Source organism: Tardiphaga sp. 172_B4_N1_3, assembly GCF_052076035.1.
Classification (GTDB): Bacteria; Pseudomonadota; Alphaproteobacteria; order Rhizobiales; family Xanthobacteraceae; genus Tardiphaga; species Tardiphaga robiniae.
Window position 1 is genome coordinate 5,940,863 of the sequence record NZ_CP197238.1, and the last position, 25,139, is coordinate 5,966,001.

Here is a 25,139-nt window from a genome sequence, read left to right on the forward strand (position 1 = left end):
TGAGCAGGGGGTTTCAGCTAGCATCAGTTACTGCGGCGAGTGCAGCGACGATCGTAGACTCATTGCGACACAAAAGCATCGCTTGAGGGCTTTTTCTCCCGGCGACGTTACTGGCAAATACATTATTCCTGACGCATGGAAGCGAAGAAGACGCTCCATTTCCTAGGAAGCAAAGAATTTATTCAATGCTCGAACGCAATCCTCCTTACTAGAGATCGCGGCACCTATTGCACGCTTGTTGCCCTTCTTTCTTGGGAAGCTGTTGGCGGACCATTCGTGTTTTCTCGATGAATGCTCTGTCCATTCAACGAGGAAGTTTCTCGTTTCTGTCGATCTTGTCCAAATAATTTTGCCGGGCTTCAATTCGCAGCGCCATTCGGGTTCGCAGACAACGTTGGAAAGCGCATCCAAGAACTGTAGTGCATTCTGATAGCGCTGAGTTTTATCGTCGTGCATCGCTCTACGAATGAGACGTCTCCAGCTATCCGGAATATGAGGCAACCAAGGAAGCTTCGATGCGTAACCCCCCTTCTTTATTTCTTCGCGGGGGTCGGGAAGCTGCGAGTACCAATAACGGCCGTGAAGTAGTCTATAAAGGGTCATGCCTAGCGCCCAAATATCCGATTTGACGCTAGTCCCCCCGCCCGTAAAAATCTCTGGAGCAAAATGGTCAATGTAGCCGACACTCGATCCGTACCCGAGAATTAGATCGTCAGTCACAAGTCCAAAATCACCGATTTTGATCACTCCGTTTTTGCTTACCAAGAGATTTCCGGGTTTGATGTCGCGGTGGATCATTCCACGAGCGTGCAAAGCATCAAGGCCTAGCGCCGTTTCTGTGGCGGCCCTTCTAACGGCAGACAACTGCATTGGACCAGTCTTAAACGCATCAAGTAGTGATCCGTTGCAGAGCTCCATAACTAAGTGAAGTGTGTCGTCAGATGCGTGTTTTACGAGATGGTGGACGCGCACCACATTTGGATGGTCTGCTTGCGATAAGCTTTGAGCTTCGTTCAGCAGCGTTTCTTTGCGGAGTGCCCAATCGTCGTCGGCCTCGCCAATGTGTTGATGAAGGACTTTTACGGCCACGTCGCCGTGGACCGGATCAACCGCGTTGAACACTTTACCGAAGAAGCCGGAGCTGATTTCTGTACCCTTTTTTAGGGCGGAACTAAAATCAGTCATCTTTGCGCACAGCTAGCAATAAGAGTGCAGCTTCTCTGCTGCCGCCGCGTAAGTCTTTGCCCGTAGTATTATCTTTCCAAAAATCGTCGTCGTCGAGATAGTCGTCCGTCTTACGCTCTCCGAATGTCTTACTGATGTGCGCCTTCGTTTCGATAACGACAGGTGCACCGCCTTCTCGAAGTGCACAAATTGCAATCCCTCGCAATTCTGCTGAATGCAAATTAGCTAGTTTCCCTCCGCCTTGTCGGCTGACTGCACTTCCCTTTACGACCGATTGATCGATTTTGTTTTCCTTCACGTAGTTGCGCAGGGTCTGATGCATGACATGGTACGCATCAGCTTTGTCACCTTGTTGAAGGCGGATGTGACGATCCATCAAAATCGTGATTTGCCCGCTCTCCGGTACTTCGGCGTCTACCATCGTGACGCGATCACCTGAAACGATGACGCCAAGCCATCTTTTAGTCATGTCTGCGAATCCTGCCCTTTGATGCATTATTCAGCAACCTTTGATTGCAGGCAAATGAATCGGCAGTGATTTGTCGGGCACGGTTTGGCGTACAATTGCGGAACGAGGCTTGGAGGCCGCACGTAGACGGCCACCGACGACTCAGTCAGCGTACTCGAGTGCGTAATTTATGAGTTAGAGTTCAGCGCAGTTCTTCAGGCAGGGCTCGGGTATGCGGTCGTTACACGTCCCGCGCATATCCATCCGGACGACGCTGCTGCGGCGCGCCGAGCACGGCGATGCAGAGGCCGAGAAATGCCAGGCCGATGATCTCGCAGATGAAATTTTCAAACATGATACGCCCCTCACGCCAATGGGATGAGAATGCGGAGATGGCGCTTAAGCGTTCCTTAATGCGCGTTTACACCTGGAATCAGGGTTAATCCGGGGGGCGCGTCATCCGTTAAGATCCGGGAGGCGCGTGGCGCGGCTGTCGCCGGTCTGCTAGCGCAGGGCTGCTATCGCAGGGTGTCAGCGGGCGGAGTCTGTGCGTTGCGCGGCATCGGGATTTTGGCCTTCAGCGCGGCTTCGCCTTCGGGCGTGATGCAATAACGCACCAGCGAGCCGGCCGGGAGCGCGATCCAGGTCTTTTCGACCATCTTGGACAGGGTCTTCGGCCCGGCAGGCATCAAATGCGGCGCAAGCAGGCCCGGCGTATCGCGCAGTTTCTGAAGCGCGGTGCGCTCGACATAATGCGGCAGGTGGCTGGCGCGTGTCGGCATGGGGCAAGTCTCATCGGGTTGGACGAGGGGAACTGTACTATTCTTTTGGGTGAACTACGTGAACGCATGAGCGCGGCTTCAGTTGCATCCGGCATCGAAAAAATGCCTGGCGGGCACTTGACAGTTTTCCTATAAGATTATAATCAAATCTTATCCGGTTCGCGAGGGGCGCTTCATGAGGCGTCTTGAGGTGGGACAGGATGCGGCGCCTGCGGGTGTGGGGTGACGTACCCCGCACACTCGGGAGGCTTGGGGTCACCGTCCGGGCCCACTACGGGGCTCTGCCACTCATGCTGGCTGGACGTGGTATTGGTGAACGGCGAGAAATCGTCGGGATCAGCGGAGTGCGGAGCTCTGCCCTTTACCCGGAAGAACGGTCCCTCAGCTAAAAAGACGTCGCGGTGGCGCGCCCTCAAGGCGTTGCGCGGTTGCAGCTTGCCGGCGTTCCGGTGGAGCGGATCGCGACACACACCACCCTTTGCGCCTGATGGCGCGCCGCCGCCCCTCATGTTTCAGGAGGGGGACTGCTCACACCTCGGACGCGTAAGCGCCGCGAGACTGCGGGAGCTTGGCTGTTTGAAGCGAAGAATCAGAGAACACGATGGCGCGGCAGCGCGCTAATGCGATGCGCTGGCCGAGAATGCGTTGACGATGACCACGCCGGTCAGGATGAAGCCGATGCCGATGATGGCGGCGAGATCGAGCGCCTGCCGGAACGCGAAATAGCTCACCGCCGAAATCAGCACGATGCCGAGCCCGCTCCAGATCGCATAGGCGATCCCGACCGGCATCACCTTCAGCGCGTGCGACAGGAAATAGAGCGACAGGATGTAGCAGACGGCCATGCCGAACGTCGGCCAGAGCTTCGTGAACTGCTGCGACTGCGCCAGCAGCGCCGTGCCGATGGTCTCCAGCACGATGGCGCAGCCGAGGGCGGCGTAGTTGAGGAAGGTCGGGGTCATGAAAGGGCTCGGGCGTTCAGGAATCCCTCCCCGCGCGAAAACGGGGGAGGGACAAGAAAACCTCAGCTCTTCAGCAGCGGGGTGATCTTCTTGGAGAATTCCTCGAACGACTGCTCGCCCTTCAGCATTTCGCCATTGATGAAGAAGGTCGGTGTCGAGTTCACCTTCAGCACTTCATTGGCGTATTTCTGGTCAGCGGCGATCTTGTCGAGCAGCGCCTGGTCCTTCAGGCATTCTTCCACGGCCTGCTGGCTGAGGCCGGCCTGCTTGCCGATGCGGGTCAGGGTCGCGGCAGTGTCCTTCATCACCCAGTCGTTCTGCTGCTTGAACAGCATGTCGATGACGGCGAAGTACTTGCCCGAGTCTTCCTTGGCGATGCAGCGCGCCAGCATCGAGCCGGCGGCGGCCTTGATGTCGAGCGGGAATTCGCGGAACACGAAGCGGATCTTGTTGGTGTCGATAAAGGCTTCCTTGATCTTCGGAAACACCTGCTCGGTGAAGGCCGCGCAATGCGGGCAGGTCATCGAGGCATATTCGGTGACGGTGACGGCGGCATCCTTCGGGCCGAGCGCCATGTCGGGCAGCGACACCGGCTTGGCGACGTCGACGGCGTTCTGCGCGAAAGCCTCGGAGATCAGCTGCAGCGGCGACAGGCCGATGGCTGCTACGGCGCCGGTCAGGGCAAGGGCGGCGGTGAAGTCACGGCGCGTGATGATCAAAGGAATGCTCCAAAGCGGCGGCGGACGCCGGGACAAGGTTCGCTTCGCTAACTTGAAACCACAAATGTGGCAAGCACGCGCCGGTTCCGGGCGGGCTGGAAAGCCTCAACTTCGCTTGATCGAGGCGCCGAGCCTTGCCAGCGCCTCGCGCAAGGCGTCGTCCTCGACCTCGGGCAGCGTTTCCGCGACCTGGGCGATGGCTTTGGCGTCTGGCGGCTTCACGGTGCGGCGAGGCTGCGGCCGTGACAGCGGCGCCTGGCGCAGCGCGATCTTGCCGACTGCGTTCCAGCCGAAAAAGCGGTTCACCCGCTGCAGGATCGCATCCGACGAATGCTGGATCTCCAGCGCCATCGGCCCCTCGACGCGCAGGATCAATGTCGCCGGCTCCTGCGGCTGGCCTTCCACAGGGCGCGGCCACTGGATCTTCAACGGCTCCGAAAAATTCGCCACCTGCTGGCCGGCGATTTCCGCCCAGCGTGTCACCAGCTCGCGCGAAGCAAAGCCCTGTTTGGCATAGGCATCGGCAAACACCCCGCCGAGCAGGACGGAGAGCGGCTTGGCGGAGATCGGGCCGGGCTTGTTCATGAACGAGGCTTTTGGATACATGTCGGCATGAGTCTATCAGCCGCCGCCGCCAGACGAAAGAAACCTCCTACGCAGGATAGCGGGGAAAGCGCCGCCGCAAAGCGTCCGGCCCAATTGCTCGCCTGGTATGACAAGCATCGCCGCAGATTGCCGTGGCGGCCATTGCCCGGCGAGGGCATCGATCCCTACCGGGTCTGGCTGTCGGAAATCATGCTGCAGCAGACCACGGTTCAGGCGGTCGGGCCGTATTTCGCCAAGTTCCTGGCGCGCTGGCCCACCGTGAGCGATCTCGGCAGCGCCTCGCAGGACGATGTGCTGCGGATGTGGGCCGGGCTTGGCTATTACTCCCGCGCGCGCAATCTGCATGCCTGCGCCGTCACCGTGCTGCGCGACTACGGCGGGGCCTTCCCGGATACCGAGGACGGCCTGCGCGCGTTGCCGGGCATCGGGCCCTATACGGCGTCGGCCATTGCCGCGATTGCCTTCGGCCGCCAATGCATGCCAGTGGATGGCAATATCGAGCGCGTGACATCGCGGCTCTATGCGGTGGAAGAACCGCTGCCGAAATCCAAGCCCGTGATCGTGGCGCTGGCCGCGACGCTGCTCGGTCCCTCGCGGGCGGGCGACAGTGCCCAGGCTCTGATGGATCTCGGCTCCACCATCTGCACGCCCAAGAAGCCGGCCTGCGCGCTGTGCCCGATCAACGACGATTGCGCGGCCAAGACCCGCGGCGATCAGGAGACGTTTCCGCGAAAGGCGCCGAAGAAGGCCGGCACGCTGCGGCGCGGCGCGGCGTTCGTGGTCACGCGGGGCAACGAACTGCTGGTGCGTACCCGTCCGGAAAAGGGCTTGCTCGGAAACATGACCGAAGTGCCGTCATCGGAGTGGCTGGCCGGTCACGATGACAAGGATGCCCTGAAACAGGCGCCGACCTTAAAAAATCTCACGGCATGGCATCGCAAAACCGGCGCGGTCACCCATATCTTCACACACTTCCCGCTGGAGCTCGCCGTCTATACGGCGCATGTGCCGCCCCGCACCCGCCCCCCGGAGGGCATGCGCTGGGTCCCGATCGCAACATTGGATGACGAAGCCTTGCCGAACGTCATGCGCAAGGTCATCGCGCACGGGCTGGATTGAAGTTTGAATCCAGACGCTTGAATCCGCGACAGTAGCGCGAACTGTATCAGCCCGCGCTGGAAAGTTGCGACGATTGCGGCAGCGTCACGATCGGCGGCTTCGCGTTGAGCCCTTCAACCTGAAAACCGGCGACGCGCTTGTAGTTGGCGGCGATGTCTTCGAGTTCCTGCTGCGACAGCACGTCGGTGACGACGTTGAAGCCCTCAGGCGCACGCTCCTCGACGATCTGCATCACCTGTTCCGGTCCGTTGCGACGGTTCAGCATCACGAGGTCGGTGGTTGCGGGACGTCGTTCGGCCTCATAGGCTTTGAGCGCGGCCGGCACTTCACCAAGCGCAAGAATCTCCCGCGTCAGTACGCGCGCATCGAGGATGGCCTGCGATGCGCCGTTGGAGCCGATCGGATACATCGGATGCGCAGCGTCGCCCATCAGCGTGACGCGGCCGAAGGTCCAGCGGTCGACTGGATCGCGATCGACCAGCGGATATTCATAGGCGTGCGGGCAGTTGCTAATCAGGCCTGGCACGTCGAGCCAGTCGAATCTCCAGTCCTTGAACCACGGCAGAAACTCGTCGAGCCGTGCCGCGCGGTTGTAATCCTCACGGCGCCACTCATAGGTCGGCGGCATGTGCCGTTCGGCCACCCAGTTGATGTCGTACTTTCCGTTGGCATCCGGCTCCTGCGAGATCGGGTAGCAGACGAATTTCAGGATCTCGTGGCCGGCCATGATCATGGTGCGGCCAGTCAGGAACGCATCGCCCTTGGTGATACCGCGCCACAGAATGCGGCCGTTCCAGAGCGGCGCGCCTTCCTGCGGATAGAGCTTCTGCCGGATGGCCGAATGGATGCCATCGGCGGCGATCAACAGCGTGCCGTCATAGCTGCCGGCGGATTTGCCGGTGGCCTTGTCGATGAAGTCGGCGCGAATGCCCTCCGGCGTTTCCGTCCAGCCGGTCAAATGATGGCTGGTGAGGATGTTCTCGGCGCCGAGGCGTTCGATGGCGGTGTCGAGCAGGATCTGCTGCAGCCTGCCGCGGTGGATCGAGAACTGCGGCCATTTGTAGCCGGCCTCGATGCCGCGCGGTTCGCTCCAGATCGGCTTGCCGTGTTTGGAGAAGAAGGCGAGTTCGCGGGTGCGCACGCCCGATGCGTCGAGCTGGTCGTGCAGGCCGAGCTCGATCAGCTCGCGCACCGCATGCGGCAGCACATTGATGCCGACGCCGAGCGGCCTGAGCGCCGGCACGCTTTCGAACACGCGGCATGGCACGCCGATCTGATGCAGGCTGAGCGCAAGCGTCAGTCCGCCAATTCCGCCGCCTGCAATGAGAACGGTCATTTTTGTTGCCTCCCCCTCGATTTGATCGAGGTCATGGCACGGGAAAGGCGATCGCGGCAACTGGGACGATCGCGACGGAAAAACGCGTCCGGATCGTCCGCCGGCAGCGAATTCATGGTGGACGGAACCTTAACGCAAAATTCAGCCGCGTTCCCTAATACCGGTGGCACTACTTTTTGGGTGAATCGGTCACCGACAGGTCAATGATGTCCAACCAGATTAAGCCGAGCGGCCGCGAGACTTTCTTTCCGGCGTCGGAGCTCATCGTATCAAAGACGGATCTCAAGGGGCGCATGACCTATGTGAACCGTCTGTTCTGCAAGATGGCCGGTTATACCGAAGCCGAGTTGCTCGGCCAGCCGCACAACCTGATCCGTCATCCCGATATGCCGCGCAGTGTCTTCAAGCTGCTCTGGGACACGGTCGAGGAACGCCGCGAGATTTTCGCCTTTGTGAAAAACATGGCGAGCAATGGCGATCACTACTGGGTCTTCGCCCATGTCACGCCGTCCTATGGCCTCGATGGCAAGATCGCCGGCTATCATTCCAACCGCCGTGTCCCGCCGCCGGATCTCATCAAGAAGACGATCGCGCCTGTATATGCCGATGTGCTGGCAATCGAGAAGCGACACGTGAACGGCAAGGAATCCCTCGCCGCCGGCTACAAGGCCCTTACCGATTTCGTTGCATCCCAGAAAGTCAGCTATGACGAACTTATGTTTTCTCTCAAGAGCGCAGCTTAGCACGCTCGTCGTCATTGCCGGCTCTGCGCTTGCTCTGGTGCTTCAGTTCTTCGGTCTCCCGGTTGCAGCCATGGTCTGCCAGGCTGTTGCGATCGCGGCGGCTGTTGCCGCGCTTGTCCTGATGGGCAAGACGGCGCGGCTGATCGAGAAGGCACGTATCGCCTGTCAGCGCATCGCGCAGGGTGATTTCGAGGCCCGTATCCTTGGCATCCCGGTGCGCGGCGTGACCGGCGAGTTGCTGCATAGCGTCAATGACATGATCGATGGCTGTGACGCCTTCGTGCGTGAATCCACCGCGGCGATGGCGGCGCTCAACGACAACAAATATTACCGGCGCATTCTGCCGGGCGGATTGCATGGCGGCCTGCTGCACGGTGCGAAAGCGATGAATGCGGCGACCGACAATATTGCCGACCGCATCAGGAATTTCGAGCGCCAGACCAGCCAGCTCGAATCTACAGTGGGTGGCATCGTATCCGCACTCGACAGCGGCGCGGTCGAGATGAGCAGCACCGCAGGCAATCTGCGGACGGGCGCATCCTCGACATTGACCCGCGTCACATCGGTGGCGGCGGCATCCGAACAGGCGTCCGCCAACATGCAGTCAGTGGCTTCGGCCACAGCGCGGCTGTCGTCCAGCGCCAGCGAAGTGGGCGCCGACGTCAATCGCTCGGCGGCGATTGCCGGCCGCGCGGTCGAACGTGTCGCCGATGCAGCCAGCAATGTCGACGTGCTTCGCGCTGTCGCCGTGCGCATCAGTGAAGTCGTGACCTCGATCAACGTGATCGCCAGCCAGACCAATCTGCTGGCGCTGAACGCAACGATCGAAGCGGCCCGCGCAGGCGATGCCGGTCGCGGTTTCGCCGTGGTGGCGCATGAAGTGAAGGCGCTGGCGACCCAGACCGCCAACTTCACCGCCGAGATCGAAAAGGAAATCGGCCAGGTTCAGTCGGCGACCGACAAGGTCTCCTCGTCGATCACCGAGATCGGCACCGTGATCGCGGAAGTGAACGAGATCACCGGCAAGGTCGCGAGCGCCTCCGAAGCGCAGTCGGCGGCAACGGCCGATATCGCGCGCAATATCGACGAGGCCTTCGCTGTCGTGCGTGAGATCTCGACCAACATCCAGTCGCTGGCAACGACGGCCAAGGACACCGAACAACTCGCCACATCGACCATGGTGGCATCGGGCGATCTGTCGTCGCAGTCGGGATTGCTGACCAAGGAAATCCGCGGCTATCTCGGCGAGGCCCGGCAAAATCTGGTACGCCAGGCCGCCGCGCGCTGATCGCGTCCGCTTATTTCGATTGATCCGGAATTGGCGCCGCTGCGGCGCCAATTTCTTTGGCGGTGAAGCGCGCGACTGCTAGGCGCTGATATCCGTAAAGAAACCACTGGCGCTGCCGCCATTCTCGGTCTTCTTGTTCACGGCTTCCTTGATCTTGTCGGCAATCTTCTGCTCGACCTCCCGGCGTTGCTCCGGCGACATGTTGTTCAATTCTTCTTCCGTTACGCCGATGCTCGACAGCAGCGCATCGCGCATTTTTTCTGCTGGCGTCTTTTTCGCGTAGTCGAGGAATTTCTCTTCCGGCGATTTTGCTATCGCTGTTGCATTGCCGAGGCCGCTCTCGGCCTTGTCGGATGGCTGCAGTCTGGTCGGAAGCTTGAAGGACTGCATGCTGGAGATAATGGAGTTCGACATCTGAATTTCTCTTGCTGTGAGATATTTGCGACCCACTACGCAAAAATCAGGCCATCAGAAATATTCAGAAATCATAAGCGGTTAGGTATTTGTAGTTGCTATCAGGCGTTGCCTGCCGGCAAGCTTTGCCGGCAAAATTGACCGAGGCGCGCTGCGTCAGGCCGTGCGGCGCTTCGGCGGGTCGAGTTCGCGGCCGGTCTCAAGCATGATCTTGCGGAGCCAGATCGATCCGGAATCGAATTGCGCGCGTGTCGGCGTGAACATGAATTGTTCGTCGATGCCGGGATCGAGCGGTGGGGCAATGATTGTGAGCGATAGCGGCTGAGCCAATGCGGCGATCAGGCGTCGCGGCACAAAGGCCACGAGATCGGTGCGCGCCACAACGTGCAGCGCCTCGATATAGCTCGGCACGACGAGGGCGATCTGCCGCTCCAGTTTCTTGCTGCGCAGCCAGTCGTCGATCAGATCTTCGCTCTGGCCGCGGAGCACCACGGCGATATGACGGGCTTTGAGAAACCCGTCGGTCGTTTTCAGGCGCGATGCCGCCGGATGACCCCTGCGGACGGCGAGGGCATCGGAATCGACATAGAGCAACTGGCGATGGAAGCCGTTGAAAGCATTGCCGATGCTGATCACCATGTCGAGGCTGCGGGCGAATTCCGCCGTCATGATCGCCGGGCCGCGCCATGGCACGACGTTGATCTGGACGCCCGGCGCGACGCTGTCGAGCTTCTTCATCAATGGTGGCATCAGCAGTTCGACAGCCAGATCCGGCATCATCAGCCGAAAGTGCCGGTCGCTTTGGCGGGCATCGAAGACATCCGGGATGAACAGTCCGCGGACTTGCTCCAGTGTCTGGGCAAGTGGACCGCGCAGAGCCTGTGCGCGCGGCGTCAGCTCCATGCGGGCGCCGACACGCACCAGCAGCGGATCGCCGAGAATGTCGCGCAGCCGGCGCAATGCATGACTGGTCGCCGGCTGCGACAGGCCAATCCGCATCGCGGCGCGGCCGACATTGCTCTCGCGCAGCAATGCATCGAGCGCGACCAGCAGATTGAGATCGAGCGCGGCTAAATTCATAGGTCGAATATATATCATACAGACTATCGATTGGAAGAATGGGGATTGTCCAACCCATACTGCGTCATGGTTCAAGCGATGGAGCAGAACAATGAGCACGGCAGACAACAAGAAGCTTATTCAGCAGGTCTATAGCGATTCAGCCAACCGCAGCGGCACGACCTTCGCCGATCATCTCGCCGATGATGCATGCTGGATCGTGGTCGGTCAGTATTCCTGGGGGCGCACCTTCAAGGGGAAGGATGCGATCCTCAACGGCCTCATGGGGCATTTCCGGTCGCTATTTGACATCCGGCCGCGCACGGTCGCGTCCAATTTCATTGCGGAAGGCAATCTGGTGGTGGTCGAGGCCAAGGGCGACAATGTCACCAAGACCGGCGATCGTTACGACAACGATTATTGCATGGTGTGGCGTGTCGAGAACGGCAAGATCACCATGATCAAGGAATATTGCGACACTGCGCTTGTGGAGCGGGTGTTGGGTCCTTTCCCGGAGGAGATGGCGCGCGTTCCTGCCTGACACAAAGATGCCGGGCGCAGTGCTGCGCCCGGCATTCGTTCGATGGCTCGTGATCAGGCTGCGCTGGTGGCGAGATGTTTGAACATGGCGGCGCGGGCTTCGTCGTCCATCTCGGCCTTGAACTTGAATGTGTCCTTCAGGGCGACAGCCTTCGCTGCGGCCGGGCGTGCCGAGATCTCGTCATGCAGGCGCTTTACGTTGGGGAATTGGGCAAAGCCCTCGTCGCCGAGAATGAAGTTGGTCATCCGCACCCAGCCCCAGACATCCATGTCGACGATCGTGTAGCTGTCGCCGACCATATATTGCCGTCCGGCCAGGCGTTCATTGAGCACGCCGAGATGGCGTTTTGCCTCGAACTGATAGCGGTTATGCGCGTAGTCGATCTTCTCCGGCGCGAAATGCTTGAAGTGCACGGCCTGGCCGAAAAACGGACCGACGCCGGTGGCGACGAACATCAGCCAGGACAGCATCTCGCCGCGATTGGCCGGGGTGTTGGCGGGCAGGAATTTGCCGGTCTTCTCGGCGAGGTAGAGCAGGATGGCGTTGCTGTCGAACACCTTGACGCCATCGTCGTCGATCGCCGGCACCTTGCCGTTCGGATTGACCTTCAGGAAGTCCTGATGGAACTGCGCGCCTGTGCGGGTGTCGATGGCGATCGGCTCATAGGCCAGGCCGGCTTCTTCCAGAAACAGCGCAACCTTGGTCGGGTTTGGCGACCCGTTGAAGTAAAACTTCAGCATCTCAAATCTCCCTGGATTTTGTAGGTCAAAGCACGAGGCGGGCCGCTGATGCGGACCGTTGTCTCGTGCTTGGAATTCAGGGGGAGTGCAAGCGATGTTTTGACGAAGGTCGGGCGCATGCGTCCGGCCGGTGGCATGGGCGGGGACTTTAGACCGCGCCCATCTCGCTGCGGATTTCAGCGCGGAGTTCGTCGATCAGGCGCAGGCCCTTCTTGGTCTCGACGTGCCAGAACGTCCAACCGTTGCAGGAGGCCGAGCCCTGGGCCATCGCGCCCATGCGATGGATCGAGCCGACCTTGTCGCCGAACATGATGGCGCCGTCGGCGCGCACCAATGCGCCATGACGCTTCTTGAGATCGACCAGCTTGGTACCGGGCGAGATCATGCCCCGCTCAACCAGTTCGGAGAATGCCACGCGGGGCGCGCTGCGGGCGGTCATAAACGGTGCAAGTGTTGCCTCGGGCAGGGGTTCGATCGCGGCGATGCGTGCTTCGGCGGCGGCGGCGTAGTCGCGATCGCGTTCGAAGCCGATGTAATTGCGGCCGAGGCGCTTGGCGACGGCGCCGGTGGTACCGGTGCCGTTGAACGGATCGATGACGAGATCGCCGGGTTTCGACGAGGACAGCAGCACGCGGGCCAGCAGACCTTCCGGCTTCTGAGTCGGATGAACCTTCTTGCCGTCCGAGCCCTTCAGGCGTTCGTCACCGGTGCAGAGCGGGATCAGCCAGTCGGAACGCGCCTGCACGTCTTCATTGGCGGCCTTGAGAGCTTCGTAATTGAACGTATAGCCCTTGGCGTTTTCATCGCGCGCAGCCCAGATCATGGTCTCATGCGCATTGGTGAAACGACGGCCGCGGAAATTCGGCATCGGGTTGGATTTGCGCCACACGATATCGTTCAGGACCCAGAAGCCGAGGTCCTGCATGATCGCGCCGACGCGGAAAATGTTGTGGTAGGAGCCAATGACCCACAAGGTCGCCGACGGCTTCATGATACGGCGTGCGGCCAGGAGCCACGCGCGCGTGAAGTCGTCATATGCGGCGAATGACGAGAACTTGTCCCAGTCATTATTCACCGCATCGACATGGGATTCATCGGGGCGCTTGAGGTCGCCCTTCAGCTGCAGATTGTACGGCGGATCTGCGAACACCAGATCGACCGACCCTGCCGGGAGTTTTGACATCTCTGCGACGCAATCACCAATGACGATGCTGCTGCTCGGAGAGGTTTCGAAGTGAGAGCGGGGCGCCCTTGCAGACGCCCCGCGACGCGAAACAACCATGACTCAATTACTCTGACTCAGGCGACGCTGTCGGCGACGCGGGACTAAACAACCGACGGGCAGACATTGACCGGGCAAAGTAAAAATCGACTTAATTGGTAACGAGTTCGAACTAGGCAAGTTTTGCCGGGCAGGTTAATGCTTAATGGAATGGAAATTTTACGCTGCAATTGCGTTATGGTGTTCGGATCGCGTCAAACCGGTCTAAAATGCTGCGACTTGAAATGAAGGAATTACCTCATGCGTTACGATGACTTCCGTCGCAGCGACAATATCGACGACCGTCGTGACGATAGCGGCGGGGGATACGGCGGCGGAGGTGGCGGTGGTTTCGGAATTCCTGGCGGTGGCGGTGGCGGTGGTCTCGGCATCGGCACGGTGATTGTGCTTGGCCTCGTTGGCTGGGCATTCGGCATCGATCCGCGCATTCTTATCGGCGGTGCAGAAATTCTCACCGGCGGCCAGCAGGCGCCGACCTATCAGACCGACCGTCGCTCGACGCCGACGAAATCAGGCGCACCCACTGACGAGATGGGCAGCATGATCTCTGGCGTGCTCGGCGAGATCGACGATCGCTGGGACGAAATCTTCAAGGAGAGCGGGCAGAAATATATCGGGCCGCAGATCGTGCTTTTTCGTAATGCCACCAATGGCGGGCGCTGCGGCAATGCGCAGTCGGCGATGGGGCCGTTCTACTGTCCGCCCGACAAGAAGATCTATCTCGACACCGGCTTCTTCCGTCAGGTCGAAACCAAATTCCGCGGTTGCTCGGGCAATGCCTGCAAATTTACCGCGGCATATATCATTGCGCATGAAGCCGGCCATCACATTCAGAACCTGCTCGGGATCATTCCGCGCGTGACACGGCTGCAGCAGCAGGCCGGCAGCAAGGCTGAGGCCAATCTGCTGCAGGTCCGCGTCGAGTTGCAGGCCGATTGTCTGTCGGGCGTCTGGGTCAATCGCGAATCGAAGAAGCGCCCCGGTTTCCTCGAAGCCGGTGACATCGATGCTGCGCTGCAGACCGCGTCCGCCATCGGCGACGATACGTTGCAACGTCAGGCACAGGGCCGCGTCGTGCCGGACTCGTTCACGCACGGTTCTGCCGAACAGCGCAAGCGCTGGTTCATGACCGGCTATCAGCAAGGCACCGTGCAGGCCTGCAATACATTCGCGACGGATAGACTGTAACGACGATGGAGCCTGATGCGACCAAGGCCTTCGTGCCGCTCAACATCGCGGTACTGACGATCTCCGATACGCGCTCGCTTGACGACGACAAGTCCGGCGCGACGCTGGCGGATCGGCTGACATCGGCCGGTCACATGCTGGCGAAGCGAGAGATCGTCACGGACGATGTCGAGGCGATCCGGACGATCGTGCGTGCATGGATCGCCGATCCTGGTGTCGACGCGATCATGACGACCGGCGGCACGGGGTTCACCGGCCGCGATGTCACGCCGGAAGCCATCGAGCCTCTGTTCGAGAAGCGGATGGATGGTTTCTCGATTGCGTTTCACATGCTGAGCCACGCCAAGATCGGTACCTCGACGATCCAGAGCCGCGCGACTGCTGGCACCGCCGGCGCGACATTTATCTTCTGCCTGCCGGGTTCGCCCGGCGCCTGCCGCGATGGCTGGGACGGCATCCTTGCCGCGCAACTGGATTACCGCACAAAGCCCTGCAATTTCGTGGAGATCATGCCGCGGCTCGATGAGCATCTGCGACGTCCGAAAGCGAAGGGCGCGTCGGTCTAGAGCACGAGCTCCCAGGTCTCGCCGATCAAATCCTGACCGAAACTGCGATGCGGCTCGGTGGCGACCAGCGCGAAGCCGGCATCCTGATAGATTTTTCGCGCTGCGCCGAGATTGCTCTGGGTCCACAGCGTGATCCTGCGATAACCGCATTGCCGCGCAAAGGCGATGGATTCCGTCACCATGCGCTGGCCGAGCTTTTGTCCGCGCGCCTTGGGATCGATCAGCAAGAGCCGAAATTTGGCGACGTCGTTGGATTCTTTCACGAGAAACAGCGAGCCGACGGGTGCGCCATCCATCTCGGCGATCCAGCAGCGTTCGCGCGTGGCATCGCATGATGCGACGAATTCTGCAGCGATGTCGGCTACCAGCGCCTTAAAGGATGCATCGAACCCGTATTCGGCCGCATAGAGCTCGCCGTGACTGCGGATGACCCAGTCGATATCGCCAGGCTGGAGATCGCGTAGCACTGCAGGCTGAACGGCATCGGGGGCTTGGGCGGCCATGATCAGGCGACGATGATCCGGCTGCGCAGCAATGTGCGTGAGGAGCGGCCGAGCTGGCGCAGCAACCGCGCTTCCGAGCGCCGGGCATCGGGCGCGTAGCCGCCGAGACGATCATAGTGTTCGCGGGCGATCAGCAGGCCCTGATCGGCCTTGGGTCCCGTGATCATCCGGACCAGGTGCTTCAGGCCATCGCGAAAATTGGTCTCGTCATAGGGCGAGCGCGCATAGCGGAAAATGCCCGCGCGGGGGCGGTTGCTGGTCGAGACGCGCTGGATGAATTGCTGGGTCTCCTCGATCCAGCCGGCATCGAGCACGGCGCCGGCATGGAGAAACATTAGCCAGGGCGAGCGCGCCTGCTTGGCGCCGGCGGCCATCGCCGCGGCGCGCGATCCCTGCGAGGTCAGGAAGCCGCAGCCCGCGACATCGGCGACACGTTCGATGACATCGGTGCCAGCGCGATCGACCAGCAGCACTTCGCGGATCACACCGGCAGCAGCGCCCGGCACCAGCGCTGCCAGTGTGGCAACAGCGGGCTGTTCGACGCCTTCGGTGGGGATGATCACGCTCAGCATGGGTGTCGGATAATACCTCTCAACAACGGGGTGGCCGCGTTATCGTTTCGTCATAGTCTATGCGGCACCGGCGGCTGCTGCAATTTCGGGGCGGTTCGACTTTCGGCCGCCCCTGCAAGGCGGCGGGAGAATGCACAGTGCCCCGGCCGTGTGCCACCCTATTTATGTTCTTGATTTGTTCCGTTTGTGCGCTATCGTGGCTTCATGAGTCGCCAGATCGCTGCCCTCAAGCACCCGCCGGTCCCGGCGCCCTCCGATAAGCCGGCGGGTGCGCTTTCCCCTTTTCCCGAGATCGCGGTGGCGATCGACCAGCAGCGGCGACGCGGCCGCGGTGCCCAGTCCAACGACAGCGGGCGCTACGAGGCCGAGGCCCGGGTCGCCTTTGATGACGGCTGGCAGAGCCTCGATGAATTGCCGCCGTTCAAGACGACTGTTGCGACGGACACCGCGCGCAAGGTCATCACGCGCAATGAATCGCCGGATATCGGCTTCGACCGTTCGATCAATCCCTATCGCGGCTGCGAGCATGGCTGCATCTATTGTTTCGCGCGGCCGACCCACGCCTATCTCGGTCTCTCGCCCGGGCTCGATTTCGAATCCAAACTGTTCGTGAAGCCCGATGCGCCGGCGCTGCTTGAGAAGGAGCTGGCCGCCGCCGAGTACGAGCCGAAGATGATCGCGATCGGTACCAATACCGATCCGTATCAGCCGATCGAGCGCGAGCGTCAGGTGATGCGCGGCATTCTCGAAGTGCTGGAGAAGACCGGTCATCCCGTCGGCATCGTCACCAAGTCGGCTTTGGTGACGCGCGATATCGATATCCTGGCGCGGATGGCGAAGCGCAATCTGGTCAAAGTGGCGTTGTCGGTGACGTCGCTCGATCCGAAGCTCGCGCGCACCATGGAGCCGCGCGCGTCGACGCCGTCGAAGCGGCTGGAAGCTTTGCGGCAGCTATCCGAGGCCGGCATTCCGACCACGGTGATGGTGGCGCCCGTGATCCCTGCGCTGAATGACAGCGAGATCGAACGGATTCTCGATGCCGCCGCGCATGCCGGCGTCAAGGAAGCCAGTTACGTTTTGTTGCGGCTGCCGATGGAAGTACGCGATCTGTTTCGCGAGTGGCTGATCGCGAATTATCCGGATCGCTATCGGCATGTTTTCACGCTGATCCGCGAAATGCGCGGTGGCCGCGATTACGACTCGCAATGGGGCACGCGCATGAAGGGCACCGGACCCATGGCCTGGATGATCGGTCGCCGCTTCGAGATCGCCTGCACGAAGCTTGGCCTCAACAAGCGTCGTTCGAAACTCACCCTCGATCATTTCGAGAAGCCGGCCGGTGCCGGTCAGCAACTGAATCTGTTCTAACTCCGCAGGTCTCGCAGCGTACGGAGTGGTGGAGAGGGGACGTTGGCAGGAAACCAGAGCCTGCCAACGTCCCTCTTTTCGATCTATAGAGTGAGTACAGGAGTGACACGCATGACGATGACGAAACCACCGGCGCCGATCGCGCGCATGACGGTAATCACGCTGGGCGTGGCGGATATGCGCAGGAGCATTGCGTTCTACGAAGCGCTGGGCTTTACGCGAAAGGCCCGTGCCTCTGGCGAGGCCATCGCCTTTTTTGACACCGGCGCCAGCGTCCTCGCGCTGTTTCCATGGGATCAACTGGCGCAGGACGCGACATTGCCTGACCATCCAAGGCCGCAGGCGTTTCGCGGCAGCACGCTGGCGTGGAATTGCCGCTCCGAAGGCGAGGTCGATGCGGTCCTCGCTTTCGCTGTCGATTGTGGTGGATCGCTTTTGAAGCCAGCGCGAAAGACCGATTACGGTGGCTATTCCGGCTACTTTGCGGACCCGGACGGGCACGCTTGGGACGTGGTGACGGCACCGGGGATCGAGGTCGGTGACGACCGGCGGGTGCATCTGGACGATTAAAGCGGCAATCTGAATAGCGGGCACGATCCCGAGTTCCCGGTTGCGCGTGTTGGCCTGCTTCAGCAGGATCGCCGGATGATTCGAGATGCGAAAAAGAAGCCCCCCGCCAAGTCGCGCAAGAGCAAGATCGTTGTCGCGCCATGCTTTACGCGCGAATTCGCGCTGCTGGAGAGAGGCATCTGGCCGGTGGCTGGTTGCGACGAGGCCGGGCGTGGTCCGCTGGCAGGACCGGTGGTTGCCGCCGCGGTTGTGTTGGACCCGAGCAACATTCCAAAAGGCCTCGACGATTCCAAGAAGCTGACAGAGAGCAAGCGCGAGGCGCTGTTCGAGGAAATCTGCGCTACGTCGTCCTTTGCCGTCGCCTACGCATCACCCACCCGGATCGACCGCGACAATATTCTGCGGGCGTCGCTCTGGGCGCTGGCGCGTGCGGTCGCGTCGCTCCCGGACGCGCCGAAACATGTGTTTGTCGACGGCCGCGACAAGATCGATACGACGGCCGATTGCGAGGCCGTCATTGGCGGCGACGCGTTGGTGCTCTCCATCGCAGCAGCCTCGATCATCGCCAAGGTGTCGCGCGACCGGCTGATGTGCCGGCTGGCCGAGGATTGCCCGGGCTACGGTTTCGAGGTCCATAAGGGCTATGGCGTGCCGCAGCATATGGCCGCGCTGAATGAATTAGGGCCCAGCATTCATCATCGCAGCCTGTTCGCGCCGGTTGCTGCGGCGCGTGCGCGTCATCAGACTGGCATCCGTGCGGCGGGTCTGATCGAAGTCCACACCACCATCGATATCGAGATATCCGCCTGAGCGCTCAGGCGGTTGCCTCTCCCGGCTCTGCGCCGTATCACCTGAGCACGCTTCATTCCCTGCTGGCCGGTTCAGACGTTCAATGCGTTTCACCTCCCTGATCGTCGAACTGATCCGCGCCCGGCCACGGCTGGTGTTCTGGATCGTCGTGCTGTGTCAGGCCGCGATCTGGCTCGTCGTCCCCCTGCTGCTGTATCGCGGGCCGCCGGGCGATCTCGCCACCGTGTTGGCCTATGGCCGGGAATATCAAGTCGGTACCCATATGGGACCGCCGCTGGCGTTCTGGCTGGCGGACATCGCCTTTCGGGCCGCCGGCAATCATGTTTTCGGTGTCTATCTGCTGGCGCAGATCTGCGCCGTCCTCACCTTCCGCGCGGTCTATCAGCTGGGCAGTGCCATCGTCGGCGGCCCGCAGGCTGTCATCGCCGTGCTGCTCACCATGACGGTTACGGCCTTTAGCACGCCCGGCATCGAATTCGGCCCGCTGATCCTGGCGCGTCCGCTCTGGGCGATGTTCCTGCTGCATGCCTGGCTGGCGATCGGGCAGGGGCGTCGCAATGCCTGGTTCGCACTGTCGATCGAGGCCGGACTGCTGCTGCTGACCACGCCTCAGGCCATGTGGTTGTTGCCGCTGCCGCTCGTCTTCGGTCTCGCGACCTCGCGTGGCCGCAGTAACCTGACGTCGTTCGACCCGCTTTATGCCTTGCTGGTCATCGCGGTGCTGACATTGCCATGGGCCATGTGGGTGATCCGGGCCGGTGCGTCGATTGTGCCGGTACCGCCGCAACTGACCGATATCGCCGGCCAGGCGCGGCAGTGGGGCGTGATGATGGCCTGGCTGCTTGCGTCAATTACCGGCGTGATCGTGCTGACGGTGATGAACTGGGGCCGCATCGTTCCAAAAACCGAGGAAGCTCCGATTATCTTCCGCCCGCCGGTCGATCCGCTGGCGCGGGGCTATGTGTTTTTCTTTGCACTCGCGCCGGGATTGCTCGGCAGCCTGTTCGCCGCGCTTTACGGCCTCGATCGTGTTGTCGGCGGCGCCGGCATTGCTCTGGTCATGTCGGGTCTGGCCGTCGTCGTGGTGTCGGGCGATCTGATCGCGCTGCGGCGCCAGCGCGTGCTGCGCAAGGTCTGGGCCTTCGCCATCATCGCTCCGGCCCTCGCAGCCTTCGCCAGTCTTGTGATTCTGCCTTGGGTCGACGGCCCCGAAGATGTGACGGCGCTGCCTGCACGCGAGATCGGGCGTTTCTTCGGCGAGAGCTTCGAGCGCCGGACCAATAAGCCATTGCCGGCGGTGGCCGGCGATGCGCAACTCGCAGCATTGATCGGCATGAGCGCGTCACGGCCGCATCTGCTGAACGATGCGGCGCCTTCGCGCACGCCATGGATCACGCCAGCGAAGTTCGCCGAGACCGGCGGCGTCGTGGTGTGGCGCGCAGCGGATACAGTTGGTACACCGCCAGCAGACATTACGCAGCGCTTCCCCAACCTCGTGCCGGAAGTCCCCCGCGCCTTCGAGCGTCTGGTGAATGGCCGGCAACCCTTGCTGCGGATCGGCTGGGCGATCGTGCGACCGAAGGCGCCCTAGCTCGTCCTGCCCGACGGTGCTTCCAGCGCCTTTGCGATCGCGCGCAGATCCATCCAGGTCATCCGCTTGTAGGATGGCGAGCGTAGCAGATAGGCGGGGTGGAACGTCGCCAGTGCTTTGATCTTGCGCGTCCCGGTGTCGTAGTCGACCCAGCGTCCCCTGGACTTCATGATGCCGTCGCGGGTCTGCAGCAGCGTCTGCGTCGATGGGTTGCCGAGCGTGACGAGAATGTCCGGATTCACCAGCTCGATCTGGCGCTGGATGAACGGCAGGCAGATCTGTGTCTCCTGCGGCGTCGGCGTGCGGTTGCCCGGCGGCCGCCACGGAATCACATTGGCGATATAGACGTCGGTGCGCTTCAGCCCGATCGCGCTCATCATCAGGTCGAGCAATTTGCCGGAGCGGCCGACAAAGGGCAGGCCTTCGATGTCCTCGTCGCGGCCGGGTGCCTCGCCGACGAACATGATCCGCGCCTGCGGATTGCCATCGGCAAACACCAGTTGGGTCGCAGTCGATTTCAGGGCGCAGCCGTCGAATGTATCCAGCATGCCACGCAGCACCTCAAGCGAGGGCGCGGTGCGTGCGGCGTCCCGGGCGGCAGCGATGGCAATGTCTGGGGCGACCTCGACACGGGCGGGTGGGCGTGCTGGGGGCGGCGGCATGCCATTGAGCGGTGGTCGCTTCGGCGCGCTGTCGGACAGCTCCCGGGCAGGCGGCGGGAGGTCGTCCGACAGCCGGTTCACCGGCTCATCCATCAATGCGCAATCGACCCCAGCCTCCAGATAAAAGGCGAGCAGTTGCGCAACGCTGGGGTGGGGTTCAGGCGTCATGAGAGGGGGGTCACAGGCATGCCAGCAATCTAGGCCGGATCGCCGCCCAGCGAAACGCCCCCTGTGCATTTAGGTGGTTGTTCTTCCGTCAAAAATCGGAAACAACAGCCCTTAGAAGCGTTCTGAACGGGTTGGAAACGGGTCTGAGACGAGATTATGAGCACTGAAGAACTTCCGCCGCGCGAGTCCATGGAATTCGACGTAGTCATCGTCGGTGCCGGGCCCTCCGGTCTGTCGGCCGCGATCCGGCTGAAACAGCTCAATGCGGACCTGTCCATCGTCGTGGTGGAAAAGGGTTCCGAGGTCGGTGCGCACATCCTGTCCGGCGCGGTAATCGATCCCGTCAATCTCAACAAGCTGATCCCGGATTGGCGCGAAGATGCAGACTGCCCGCTCAAGACCCAGGTCAAGGACGACCAGTTCTATTTCATGACCAAGACCGGCGGTTTCAAGCTGCCGAACTTCCTGATGCCGCCGTTGATGAACAATCATCACTGCTACATCACCTCGCTCGGCATGGTGTGCCGCTGGCTGGGTGCGAAGGCGGAAGCTCTCGGCGTCGAAATCTATCCCGGCTTTGCGGCTGCGGAGACGCTGTATGACGACAATGGCGCCGTGCGCGGCATCGCCACCGGCGACATGGGCATCGGCCGCGACGGCAAGCCGAAGGACTCCTTCACCCGCGGCATGGAACTGCTCGGCAAATACACGCTGTTCGCTGAAGGCGCACGTGGCTCGCTGACCAAGCAGATCATCGCCAAATTCGCCCTCGACAAGGATTGCGAGCCCGGCAAGTTCGGCATCGGCATCAAGGAAGTCTGGCAGATCGATCCGGCCAAGCACAAAAAGGGCACGGTAAAGCACTCGTTCGGCTGGCCGCTCGACAATGACGTGGGCGGTGGCACGTTCCTGTATCACTACGATGATAACCTCGTCGCGGTCGGCTTCGTGCTGCACCTGAACTACGAAAATCCCTATCTCTATCCGTTCGAGGAATTCCAGCGCTTCAAGACCCATCCGCTGATCCGCGACACCTTCGAAGGCGGCAAGCGCCTAGCCTACGGTTCCCGTGCGATCACCGAGGGCGGCTATCAGTCTGTGCCGAAGCTGGTCTTCCCAGGCGGGGCGCTGATCGGCTGCGCCGCAGGCTTTGTCAACGTGCCGCGCATCAAGGGCGTTCACAACGCCATGGCATCAGGCATGCAGGCTGCCGAGCACGTCTCCGCTGCGCTGGCTGCAGGTCGCGCCAATGACGAGTTGATGGAATACGAGGCCGGCTGGCGGTCGTCCTCGATCGGCAAGGATCTCTATCCGGTCCGCAACGCCAAGCCGCTGTGGTCCAAGTTCGGGACCCTCCTCGGCAACGCGCTCGGTGGCTTCGACATGTGGTGCAACACGCTCGGCTTCTCGCTGTTCGGCACTCAGAAGCATGAGAAGCCTGACCGCAAGGCGCTCAAGCCCGCCAAGCAGTATCAGCCGATCGTCTATCCGAAGCCGGACGGCAAAATCACCTTCGATCGTCTGTCTTCGGTGTTTCTGTCGAATACCAATCACGAAGAAGACCAGCCGATCCATCTCAAGGTTGCCGACATGGCGCTGCAAAAGTCATCGGAGCACGACGTCTTTGCCGGTCCATCGAATCGCTATTGCCCGGCAGGCGTCTATGAGTGGGTGGAAGAGTCGAGCGGTGCGCGATTCCAGATCAATGCGCAGAATTGCGTCCACTGCAAAACCTGCGACGTGAAGGATCCCAACGGGAACATCACCTGGGTTCCGCCGGAAGGTGGCGGCGGCCCGAACTACGAGGCGATGTAACCGGTTCGCTGATTACGATTGTGTGAGCGGCGGCGCCCGTAGGCGGGCCGCTACACCGGCCGGATGTCACGATAACGCCACAGTGCGAGCGTTCTCAGGGGCAGTGGCGCAATCCGGCGGCCCAATTGCTGACAGGCTTCAAGGTGCCACTGGTGCGATCGCGCCTCCAATCCTTGCGATTGACCGCCAAACGCGGCATTGTTGGCATGCGCACTATTGCCGGGTCGGCTGCGCATCCGAGCCTGTCTTGCAGTCTTGCTCGCATTTTGCTCGATATCCTGCCCGTAAATCCTGGAGCTAGGCGAACCCTATGTTGTCCATCCGTTTCAATCGTTTGACGCTCGCTGCCGCCACGGTCGCCGTTCTCGCGATGCCCGGTCAGCTGCTGGCGCAAACCCCGGATCATACCGGCGATAGCTCGGCTGCCCAGTTTCCCACCTCCCGTGACCTGAAGTCGCTCACCACCGCCGGCAGCTATCTAGCCGCCCGCCACGCCAGCGTCGAGCGCGACGCCACCTCGGCTGCGGCGTTTTACCGCTCTGCTCTGCGCACCGATCCGAAGAACAACGAGCTGCTCGATCGCGCGTTCATCTCCTCGCTCGCTGACGGCGATATCGAAGAGGCCGTCAAGCTCGCCGATCGCATCCTGACCATCGACAAGTCGAACCGCGTCGCCCGTCTCGTTGTGGGTGTGCGCGATCTCAAGCTGAAGAAATACGCTGCCGCGCAGACCAATATCAACCAGTCGGTCCGCGGCCCGATCACCGACCTCGTTGCGACGCTGCTGTCGGCCTGGGCCGGCTACGGCGCCGGTGAGAGCAAGACAGCGATTGCCAATATCGACAAGCTGGCCGGTCCGGAATGGTATCCGATCTTCAAGGATCTGCATGCTGGCCTGATCCTTGATCTTGCCAACAAGCAGAAGGATGCGGGCGCCCGTTTCGAGCGCGCCTACAAGCTCGACGATTCCGCGCTGCGCGTGGTCGATGCCTATGGCCGCTGGACGTCGCGTAACAAGGACGATGCCGCAGCGCTCGGCATCTACGAGACTTTCAACAAGAAGCTCGCCCGTCATCCCCTAGTGCTGGAAGGCATCCGCGAGACCAAGGCCGGCAAGAAGCTGGCGCCGCTGGTCGACAGCCCGCAGGCCGGCGCTGCTGAAGCACTTTATGGCATTGGCGCATCGCTGACCCGCCGCGGCGGTGAAGACCTCGCGCTGGTCTATCTGCAGCTCTCGCTTTATCTCAAGCCGGACCACTCGCTGGCGCTGCTGTCGCTCGCCGACCTCTATGAGTCGGTGAAGAAGCCGCAGATGGCCATCAAGGTCTATGAGCGCGTGCCCGCCAATTCGGCGCTGAAGCGCAATGCGCAGATCCAGCAGGCCACCGATCTCGATGCGGCTGATCGCAGCGATGAAGGCATCAAGATTCTCAAGGGTGTTGTCGCCGACGATCCCCGGGATCTCGAAGCCATCATGGCGCTCGGCAATATCGAACGCGGGCGCAAGAAGTTTGCGGACTGCTCCGAAACCTACACCAAGGGCATCGATGTCATCGCCGCCAACCAGGACAAGCCGAACTGGGTGTATTTCTACTTCCGCGGCATCTGCCTTGAGCGTTCGAAGCAGTGGGCCAAGGCTGAAGTCGATATGCGCAAGGCTCTCGAATTGCAGCCCGAGCAGCCGCACGTGCTGAACTATCTCGGCTATTCCTGGATCGATCAGGGCATCAACCTCGACGACGCCATGAAGATGATCAAGCGCGCCGTCGACCAGCGTCCGGACGATGGCTACATCGTCGACTCGCTCGGCTGGGCCTATTACCGCATCGGTAATTTCGACGACGCTGTGAAACAGCTCGAGCGCGCCATCGACCTGAAGCCGGAAGATCCGACCATCAACGACCATCTCGGCGATGCCTATTGGCGCGTCGGTCGCAAGCTGGAAGCCAAGTTCCAGTGGCAGCACGCCAAGGACCTGAAGCCTGAAGCCGAAGAGATTCCGAAGATCGAAGCCAAGATGGAAAACGGTCTGTCGGACGAACCTTCGTCTTCGGCCGCATCCAACGACAAGAAAAAAGAAGACGGCAAAGGCGGCTAATTCC

25 protein-coding genes and 1 pseudogene are annotated in these 25,139 nt (G+C 61.3%); 12 read left to right on the forward strand and 14 right to left on the reverse strand.

Annotation, left to right across the window (positions count from 1 at the left end):
• Nucleotides 1-162 precede the first annotated feature (162 nt).
• From AB7783_RS27985 to AB7783_RS28010, 6 genes are all read right to left on the reverse strand, one after another.
• Nucleotides 163-1,185, reverse strand: coding sequence for a serine/threonine-protein kinase (locus tag AB7783_RS27985; RefSeq protein WP_309947645.1), 1,023 nt, complete (start codon nt 1,183-1,185; stop codon nt 163-165).
• Nucleotides 1,178-1,654, reverse strand: a complete 477-nt coding sequence (locus AB7783_RS27990; protein WP_309947643.1) for a hypothetical protein — start codon at nt 1,652-1,654, stop codon at nt 1,178-1,180. Before AB7783_RS27990 ends, AB7783_RS27985 begins: the two co-directional genes overlap by 8 nt.
• 497 nt (nt 1,655-2,151) lie before the next feature.
• Nucleotides 2,152-2,415: a hypothetical protein gene (locus tag AB7783_RS27995; protein WP_441279416.1), complete on the reverse strand. Its 264-nt coding sequence runs from the start codon at nt 2,413-2,415 to the stop codon at nt 2,152-2,154.
• 617 nt (nt 2,416-3,032) lie between these two features.
• A complete protein-coding gene (locus AB7783_RS28000) occupies nt 3,033-3,377 on the reverse strand; it encodes a DMT family transporter (protein WP_068733204.1) in 345 nt (114 codons plus the stop codon).
• A 62-nt stretch (nt 3,378-3,439) separates the two neighbouring features.
• Nucleotides 3,440-4,096 (reverse strand): DsbA family protein, encoded by a 657-nt coding sequence (locus AB7783_RS28005; RefSeq protein ID WP_441279417.1) that lies wholly within the window; start codon nt 4,094-4,096, stop codon nt 3,440-3,442.
• 105 nt (nt 4,097-4,201) lie between these two features.
• Complete coding sequence (locus tag AB7783_RS28010) at nt 4,202-4,681, reverse strand: DUF721 domain-containing protein (protein WP_231078102.1); 480 nt, start codon at nt 4,679-4,681, stop codon at nt 4,202-4,204.
• A 27-nt stretch (nt 4,682-4,708) separates the two neighbouring features.
• On the opposite strand from AB7783_RS28010, the gene mutY reads away from it, so the two are divergent.
• Nucleotides 4,709-5,821, forward strand: a complete 1,113-nt coding sequence (mutY, locus tag AB7783_RS28015) for an A/G-specific adenine glycosylase (protein WP_441279418.1) — start codon at nt 4,709-4,711, stop codon at nt 5,819-5,821.
• Between the two features lie 46 nt (nt 5,822-5,867).
• On the opposite strand, the gene AB7783_RS28020 is transcribed toward mutY, so the two are convergent.
• On the reverse strand, nt 5,868-7,157 hold the full coding sequence (locus tag AB7783_RS28020; protein WP_441279419.1) for a flavin-dependent oxidoreductase: 1,290 nt from the start codon (nt 7,155-7,157) through the stop codon (nt 5,868-5,870).
• Between the two features lie 206 nt (nt 7,158-7,363).
• Here AB7783_RS28020 and AB7783_RS28025 point away from each other — a divergent pair, with 206 nt between their 5' ends.
• Nucleotides 7,364-7,900, forward strand: a complete 537-nt coding sequence (locus AB7783_RS28025; protein ID WP_441279420.1) for a PAS domain-containing protein — start codon at nt 7,364-7,366, stop codon at nt 7,898-7,900.
• The gene (locus AB7783_RS28030; RefSeq protein WP_441279421.1) at nt 7,863-9,188 is read left to right on the forward strand and encodes a methyl-accepting chemotaxis protein; all 1,326 of its coding nucleotides are present in this window, start codon (nt 7,863-7,865) and stop codon (nt 9,186-9,188) included. The genes AB7783_RS28025 and AB7783_RS28030 overlap by 38 nt, the downstream gene beginning before the upstream one ends.
• 78 nt (nt 9,189-9,266) lie before the next feature.
• On the opposite strand, the gene AB7783_RS28035 is transcribed toward AB7783_RS28030, so the two are convergent.
• Nucleotides 9,267-9,602: a hypothetical protein gene (locus AB7783_RS28035; RefSeq protein WP_089262415.1), complete on the reverse strand. Its 336-nt coding sequence runs from the start codon at nt 9,600-9,602 to the stop codon at nt 9,267-9,269.
• 156 nt (nt 9,603-9,758) lie between these two features.
• Nucleotides 9,759-10,682: a LysR family transcriptional regulator gene (locus AB7783_RS28040; RefSeq protein WP_441279422.1), complete on the reverse strand. Its 924-nt coding sequence runs from the start codon at nt 10,680-10,682 to the stop codon at nt 9,759-9,761.
• 91 nt (nt 10,683-10,773) lie between these two features.
• On the opposite strand from AB7783_RS28040, the gene AB7783_RS28045 reads away from it, so the two are divergent.
• Nucleotides 10,774-11,202, forward strand: coding sequence for a nuclear transport factor 2 family protein (locus tag AB7783_RS28045; protein WP_089262411.1), 429 nt, complete (start codon nt 10,774-10,776; stop codon nt 11,200-11,202).
• Nucleotides 11,203-11,255: 53 nt separating this feature from the next.
• On the opposite strand, the gene AB7783_RS28050 is transcribed toward AB7783_RS28045, so the two are convergent.
• Nucleotides 11,256-11,942 (reverse strand): glutathione S-transferase family protein, encoded by a 687-nt coding sequence (locus tag AB7783_RS28050; RefSeq protein ID WP_441279423.1) that lies wholly within the window; start codon nt 11,940-11,942, stop codon nt 11,256-11,258.
• A gap of 148 nt (nt 11,943-12,090) precedes the next feature.
• Nucleotides 12,091-13,224: a site-specific DNA-methyltransferase gene (locus tag AB7783_RS28055; RefSeq protein ID WP_093759553.1), complete on the reverse strand. Its 1,134-nt coding sequence runs from the start codon at nt 13,222-13,224 to the stop codon at nt 12,091-12,093.
• Nucleotides 13,225-13,464: 240 nt separating this feature from the next.
• Between AB7783_RS28055 and ypfJ the strand changes: the two genes are divergently transcribed.
• Nucleotides 13,465-14,412 (forward strand): KPN_02809 family neutral zinc metallopeptidase, encoded by a 948-nt coding sequence (ypfJ, locus tag AB7783_RS28060; protein WP_441279424.1) that lies wholly within the window; start codon nt 13,465-13,467, stop codon nt 14,410-14,412.
• A gap of 5 nt (nt 14,413-14,417) precedes the next feature.
• The gene (gene moaB, locus AB7783_RS28065; RefSeq protein WP_441279425.1) at nt 14,418-14,978 is read left to right on the forward strand and encodes a molybdenum cofactor biosynthesis protein B; all 561 of its coding nucleotides are present in this window, start codon (nt 14,418-14,420) and stop codon (nt 14,976-14,978) included.
• Here moaB and AB7783_RS28070 read toward each other — a convergent pair.
• Together AB7783_RS28070 and AB7783_RS28075 are read right to left on the reverse strand one after the other, a co-directional pair.
• Nucleotides 14,975-15,454 (reverse strand): annotated as a pseudogene (locus tag AB7783_RS28070) (GNAT family N-acetyltransferase); the annotation flags it as partial. The gene moaB and the pseudogene AB7783_RS28070 sit on opposite strands and share 4 nt — an antisense overlap.
• 29 nt (nt 15,455-15,483) lie before the next feature.
• Nucleotides 15,484-16,053: a glycosyltransferase gene (locus AB7783_RS28075; protein WP_089262399.1), complete on the reverse strand. Its 570-nt coding sequence runs from the start codon at nt 16,051-16,053 to the stop codon at nt 15,484-15,486.
• 204 nt (nt 16,054-16,257) lie between these two features.
• Here AB7783_RS28075 and AB7783_RS28080 point away from each other — a divergent pair, with 204 nt between their 5' ends.
• The 4 genes from AB7783_RS28080 to AB7783_RS28095 all read left to right on the forward strand — a co-directional run bounded on the left by AB7783_RS28080 (nt 16,258) and on the right by AB7783_RS28095 (nt 20,392).
• Nucleotides 16,258-17,421, forward strand: a complete 1,164-nt coding sequence (locus tag AB7783_RS28080; protein ID WP_441279426.1) for a PA0069 family radical SAM protein — start codon at nt 16,258-16,260, stop codon at nt 17,419-17,421.
• A gap of 117 nt (nt 17,422-17,538) precedes the next feature.
• A complete protein-coding gene (locus tag AB7783_RS28085) occupies nt 17,539-17,991 on the forward strand; it encodes a VOC family protein (protein WP_120289109.1) in 453 nt (150 codons plus the stop codon).
• Nucleotides 17,992-18,066: 75 nt separating this feature from the next.
• Nucleotides 18,067-18,801, forward strand: a complete 735-nt coding sequence (locus AB7783_RS28090; protein WP_441279427.1) for a ribonuclease HII — start codon at nt 18,067-18,069, stop codon at nt 18,799-18,801.
• Between the two features lie 82 nt (nt 18,802-18,883).
• The gene (locus AB7783_RS28095; protein WP_441279428.1) at nt 18,884-20,392 is read left to right on the forward strand and encodes a glycosyltransferase family 39 protein; all 1,509 of its coding nucleotides are present in this window, start codon (nt 18,884-18,886) and stop codon (nt 20,390-20,392) included.
• On the opposite strand, the gene AB7783_RS28100 is transcribed toward AB7783_RS28095, so the two are convergent.
• The gene (locus AB7783_RS28100) at nt 20,389-21,222 is read right to left on the reverse strand and encodes a uracil-DNA glycosylase (RefSeq protein WP_441279429.1); all 834 of its coding nucleotides are present in this window, start codon (nt 21,220-21,222) and stop codon (nt 20,389-20,391) included. The two genes, AB7783_RS28095 and AB7783_RS28100, sit on opposite strands and share 4 nt — an antisense overlap.
• A gap of 156 nt (nt 21,223-21,378) precedes the next feature.
• Between AB7783_RS28100 and AB7783_RS28105 the strand changes: the two genes are divergently transcribed.
• A complete protein-coding gene (locus AB7783_RS28105) occupies nt 21,379-23,037 on the forward strand; it encodes an electron transfer flavoprotein-ubiquinone oxidoreductase (protein WP_441279430.1) in 1,659 nt (552 codons plus the stop codon).
• A 310-nt stretch (nt 23,038-23,347) separates the two neighbouring features.
• Nucleotides 23,348-25,135: a tetratricopeptide repeat protein gene (locus AB7783_RS28110; RefSeq protein ID WP_231078089.1), complete on the forward strand. Its 1,788-nt coding sequence runs from the start codon at nt 23,348-23,350 to the stop codon at nt 25,133-25,135.
• Nucleotides 25,136-25,139 lie beyond the last annotated feature (4 nt).

What these genes read in the sequence shown, in the direction of transcription:
- AB7783_RS27985 (WP_309947645.1), bottom strand. Translation starts at nt 1,185, where the DNA reads ATGACTGATTTTAGTTCCGCCCTAAAAAAGGGTACAGAAATCAGCTCC.
- AB7783_RS27990 (WP_309947643.1), bottom strand. Translation starts at nt 1,654, where the DNA reads ATGACTAAAAGATGGCTTGGCGTCATCGTTTCAGGTGATCGCGTCACG.
- AB7783_RS27995 (WP_441279416.1), bottom strand. Translation starts at nt 2,415, where the DNA reads ATGCCGACACGCGCCAGCCACCTGCCGCATTATGTCGAGCGCACCGCG.
- AB7783_RS28000 (WP_068733204.1), bottom strand. Translation starts at nt 3,377, where the DNA reads ATGACCCCGACCTTCCTCAACTACGCCGCCCTCGGCTGCGCCATCGTG.
- AB7783_RS28010 (WP_231078102.1), bottom strand. Translation starts at nt 4,681, where the DNA reads ATGAACAAGCCCGGCCCGATCTCCGCCAAGCCGCTCTCCGTCCTGCTC.
- mutY (WP_441279418.1), top strand. Translation starts at nt 4,709, where the DNA reads ATGAGTCTATCAGCCGCCGCCGCCAGACGAAAGAAACCTCCTACGCAG.
- AB7783_RS28020 (WP_441279419.1), bottom strand. Translation starts at nt 7,157, where the DNA reads ATGACCGTTCTCATTGCAGGCGGCGGAATTGGCGGACTGACGCTTGCG.
- AB7783_RS28025 (WP_441279420.1), top strand. Translation starts at nt 7,364, where the DNA reads ATGTCCAACCAGATTAAGCCGAGCGGCCGCGAGACTTTCTTTCCGGCG.
- AB7783_RS28030 (WP_441279421.1), top strand. Translation starts at nt 7,863, where the DNA reads ATGACGAACTTATGTTTTCTCTCAAGAGCGCAGCTTAGCACGCTCGTC.
- AB7783_RS28035 (WP_089262415.1), bottom strand. Translation starts at nt 9,602, where the DNA reads ATGTCGAACTCCATTATCTCCAGCATGCAGTCCTTCAAGCTTCCGACC.
- AB7783_RS28040 (WP_441279422.1), bottom strand. Translation starts at nt 10,682, where the DNA reads ATGAATTTAGCCGCGCTCGATCTCAATCTGCTGGTCGCGCTCGATGCA.
- AB7783_RS28045 (WP_089262411.1), top strand. Translation starts at nt 10,774, where the DNA reads ATGAGCACGGCAGACAACAAGAAGCTTATTCAGCAGGTCTATAGCGAT.
- AB7783_RS28050 (WP_441279423.1), bottom strand. Translation starts at nt 11,942, where the DNA reads ATGCTGAAGTTTTACTTCAACGGGTCGCCAAACCCGACCAAGGTTGCG.
- AB7783_RS28055 (WP_093759553.1), bottom strand. Translation starts at nt 13,224, where the DNA reads ATGGTTGTTTCGCGTCGCGGGGCGTCTGCAAGGGCGCCCCGCTCTCAC.
- ypfJ (WP_441279424.1), top strand. Translation starts at nt 13,465, where the DNA reads ATGCGTTACGATGACTTCCGTCGCAGCGACAATATCGACGACCGTCGT.
- moaB (WP_441279425.1), top strand. Translation starts at nt 14,418, where the DNA reads ATGGAGCCTGATGCGACCAAGGCCTTCGTGCCGCTCAACATCGCGGTA.
- AB7783_RS28075 (WP_089262399.1), bottom strand. Translation starts at nt 16,053, where the DNA reads ATGCTGAGCGTGATCATCCCCACCGAAGGCGTCGAACAGCCCGCTGTT.
- AB7783_RS28080 (WP_441279426.1), top strand. Translation starts at nt 16,258, where the DNA reads ATGAGTCGCCAGATCGCTGCCCTCAAGCACCCGCCGGTCCCGGCGCCC.
- AB7783_RS28085 (WP_120289109.1), top strand. Translation starts at nt 17,539, where the DNA reads ATGACGAAACCACCGGCGCCGATCGCGCGCATGACGGTAATCACGCTG.
- AB7783_RS28090 (WP_441279427.1), top strand. Translation starts at nt 18,067, where the DNA reads ATGATTCGAGATGCGAAAAAGAAGCCCCCCGCCAAGTCGCGCAAGAGC.
- AB7783_RS28095 (WP_441279428.1), top strand. Translation starts at nt 18,884, where the DNA reads ATGCGTTTCACCTCCCTGATCGTCGAACTGATCCGCGCCCGGCCACGG.
- AB7783_RS28100 (WP_441279429.1), bottom strand. Translation starts at nt 21,222, where the DNA reads ATGACGCCTGAACCCCACCCCAGCGTTGCGCAACTGCTCGCCTTTTAT.
- AB7783_RS28105 (WP_441279430.1), top strand. Translation starts at nt 21,379, where the DNA reads ATGAGCACTGAAGAACTTCCGCCGCGCGAGTCCATGGAATTCGACGTA.
- AB7783_RS28110 (WP_231078089.1), top strand. Translation starts at nt 23,348, where the DNA reads ATGTTGTCCATCCGTTTCAATCGTTTGACGCTCGCTGCCGCCACGGTC.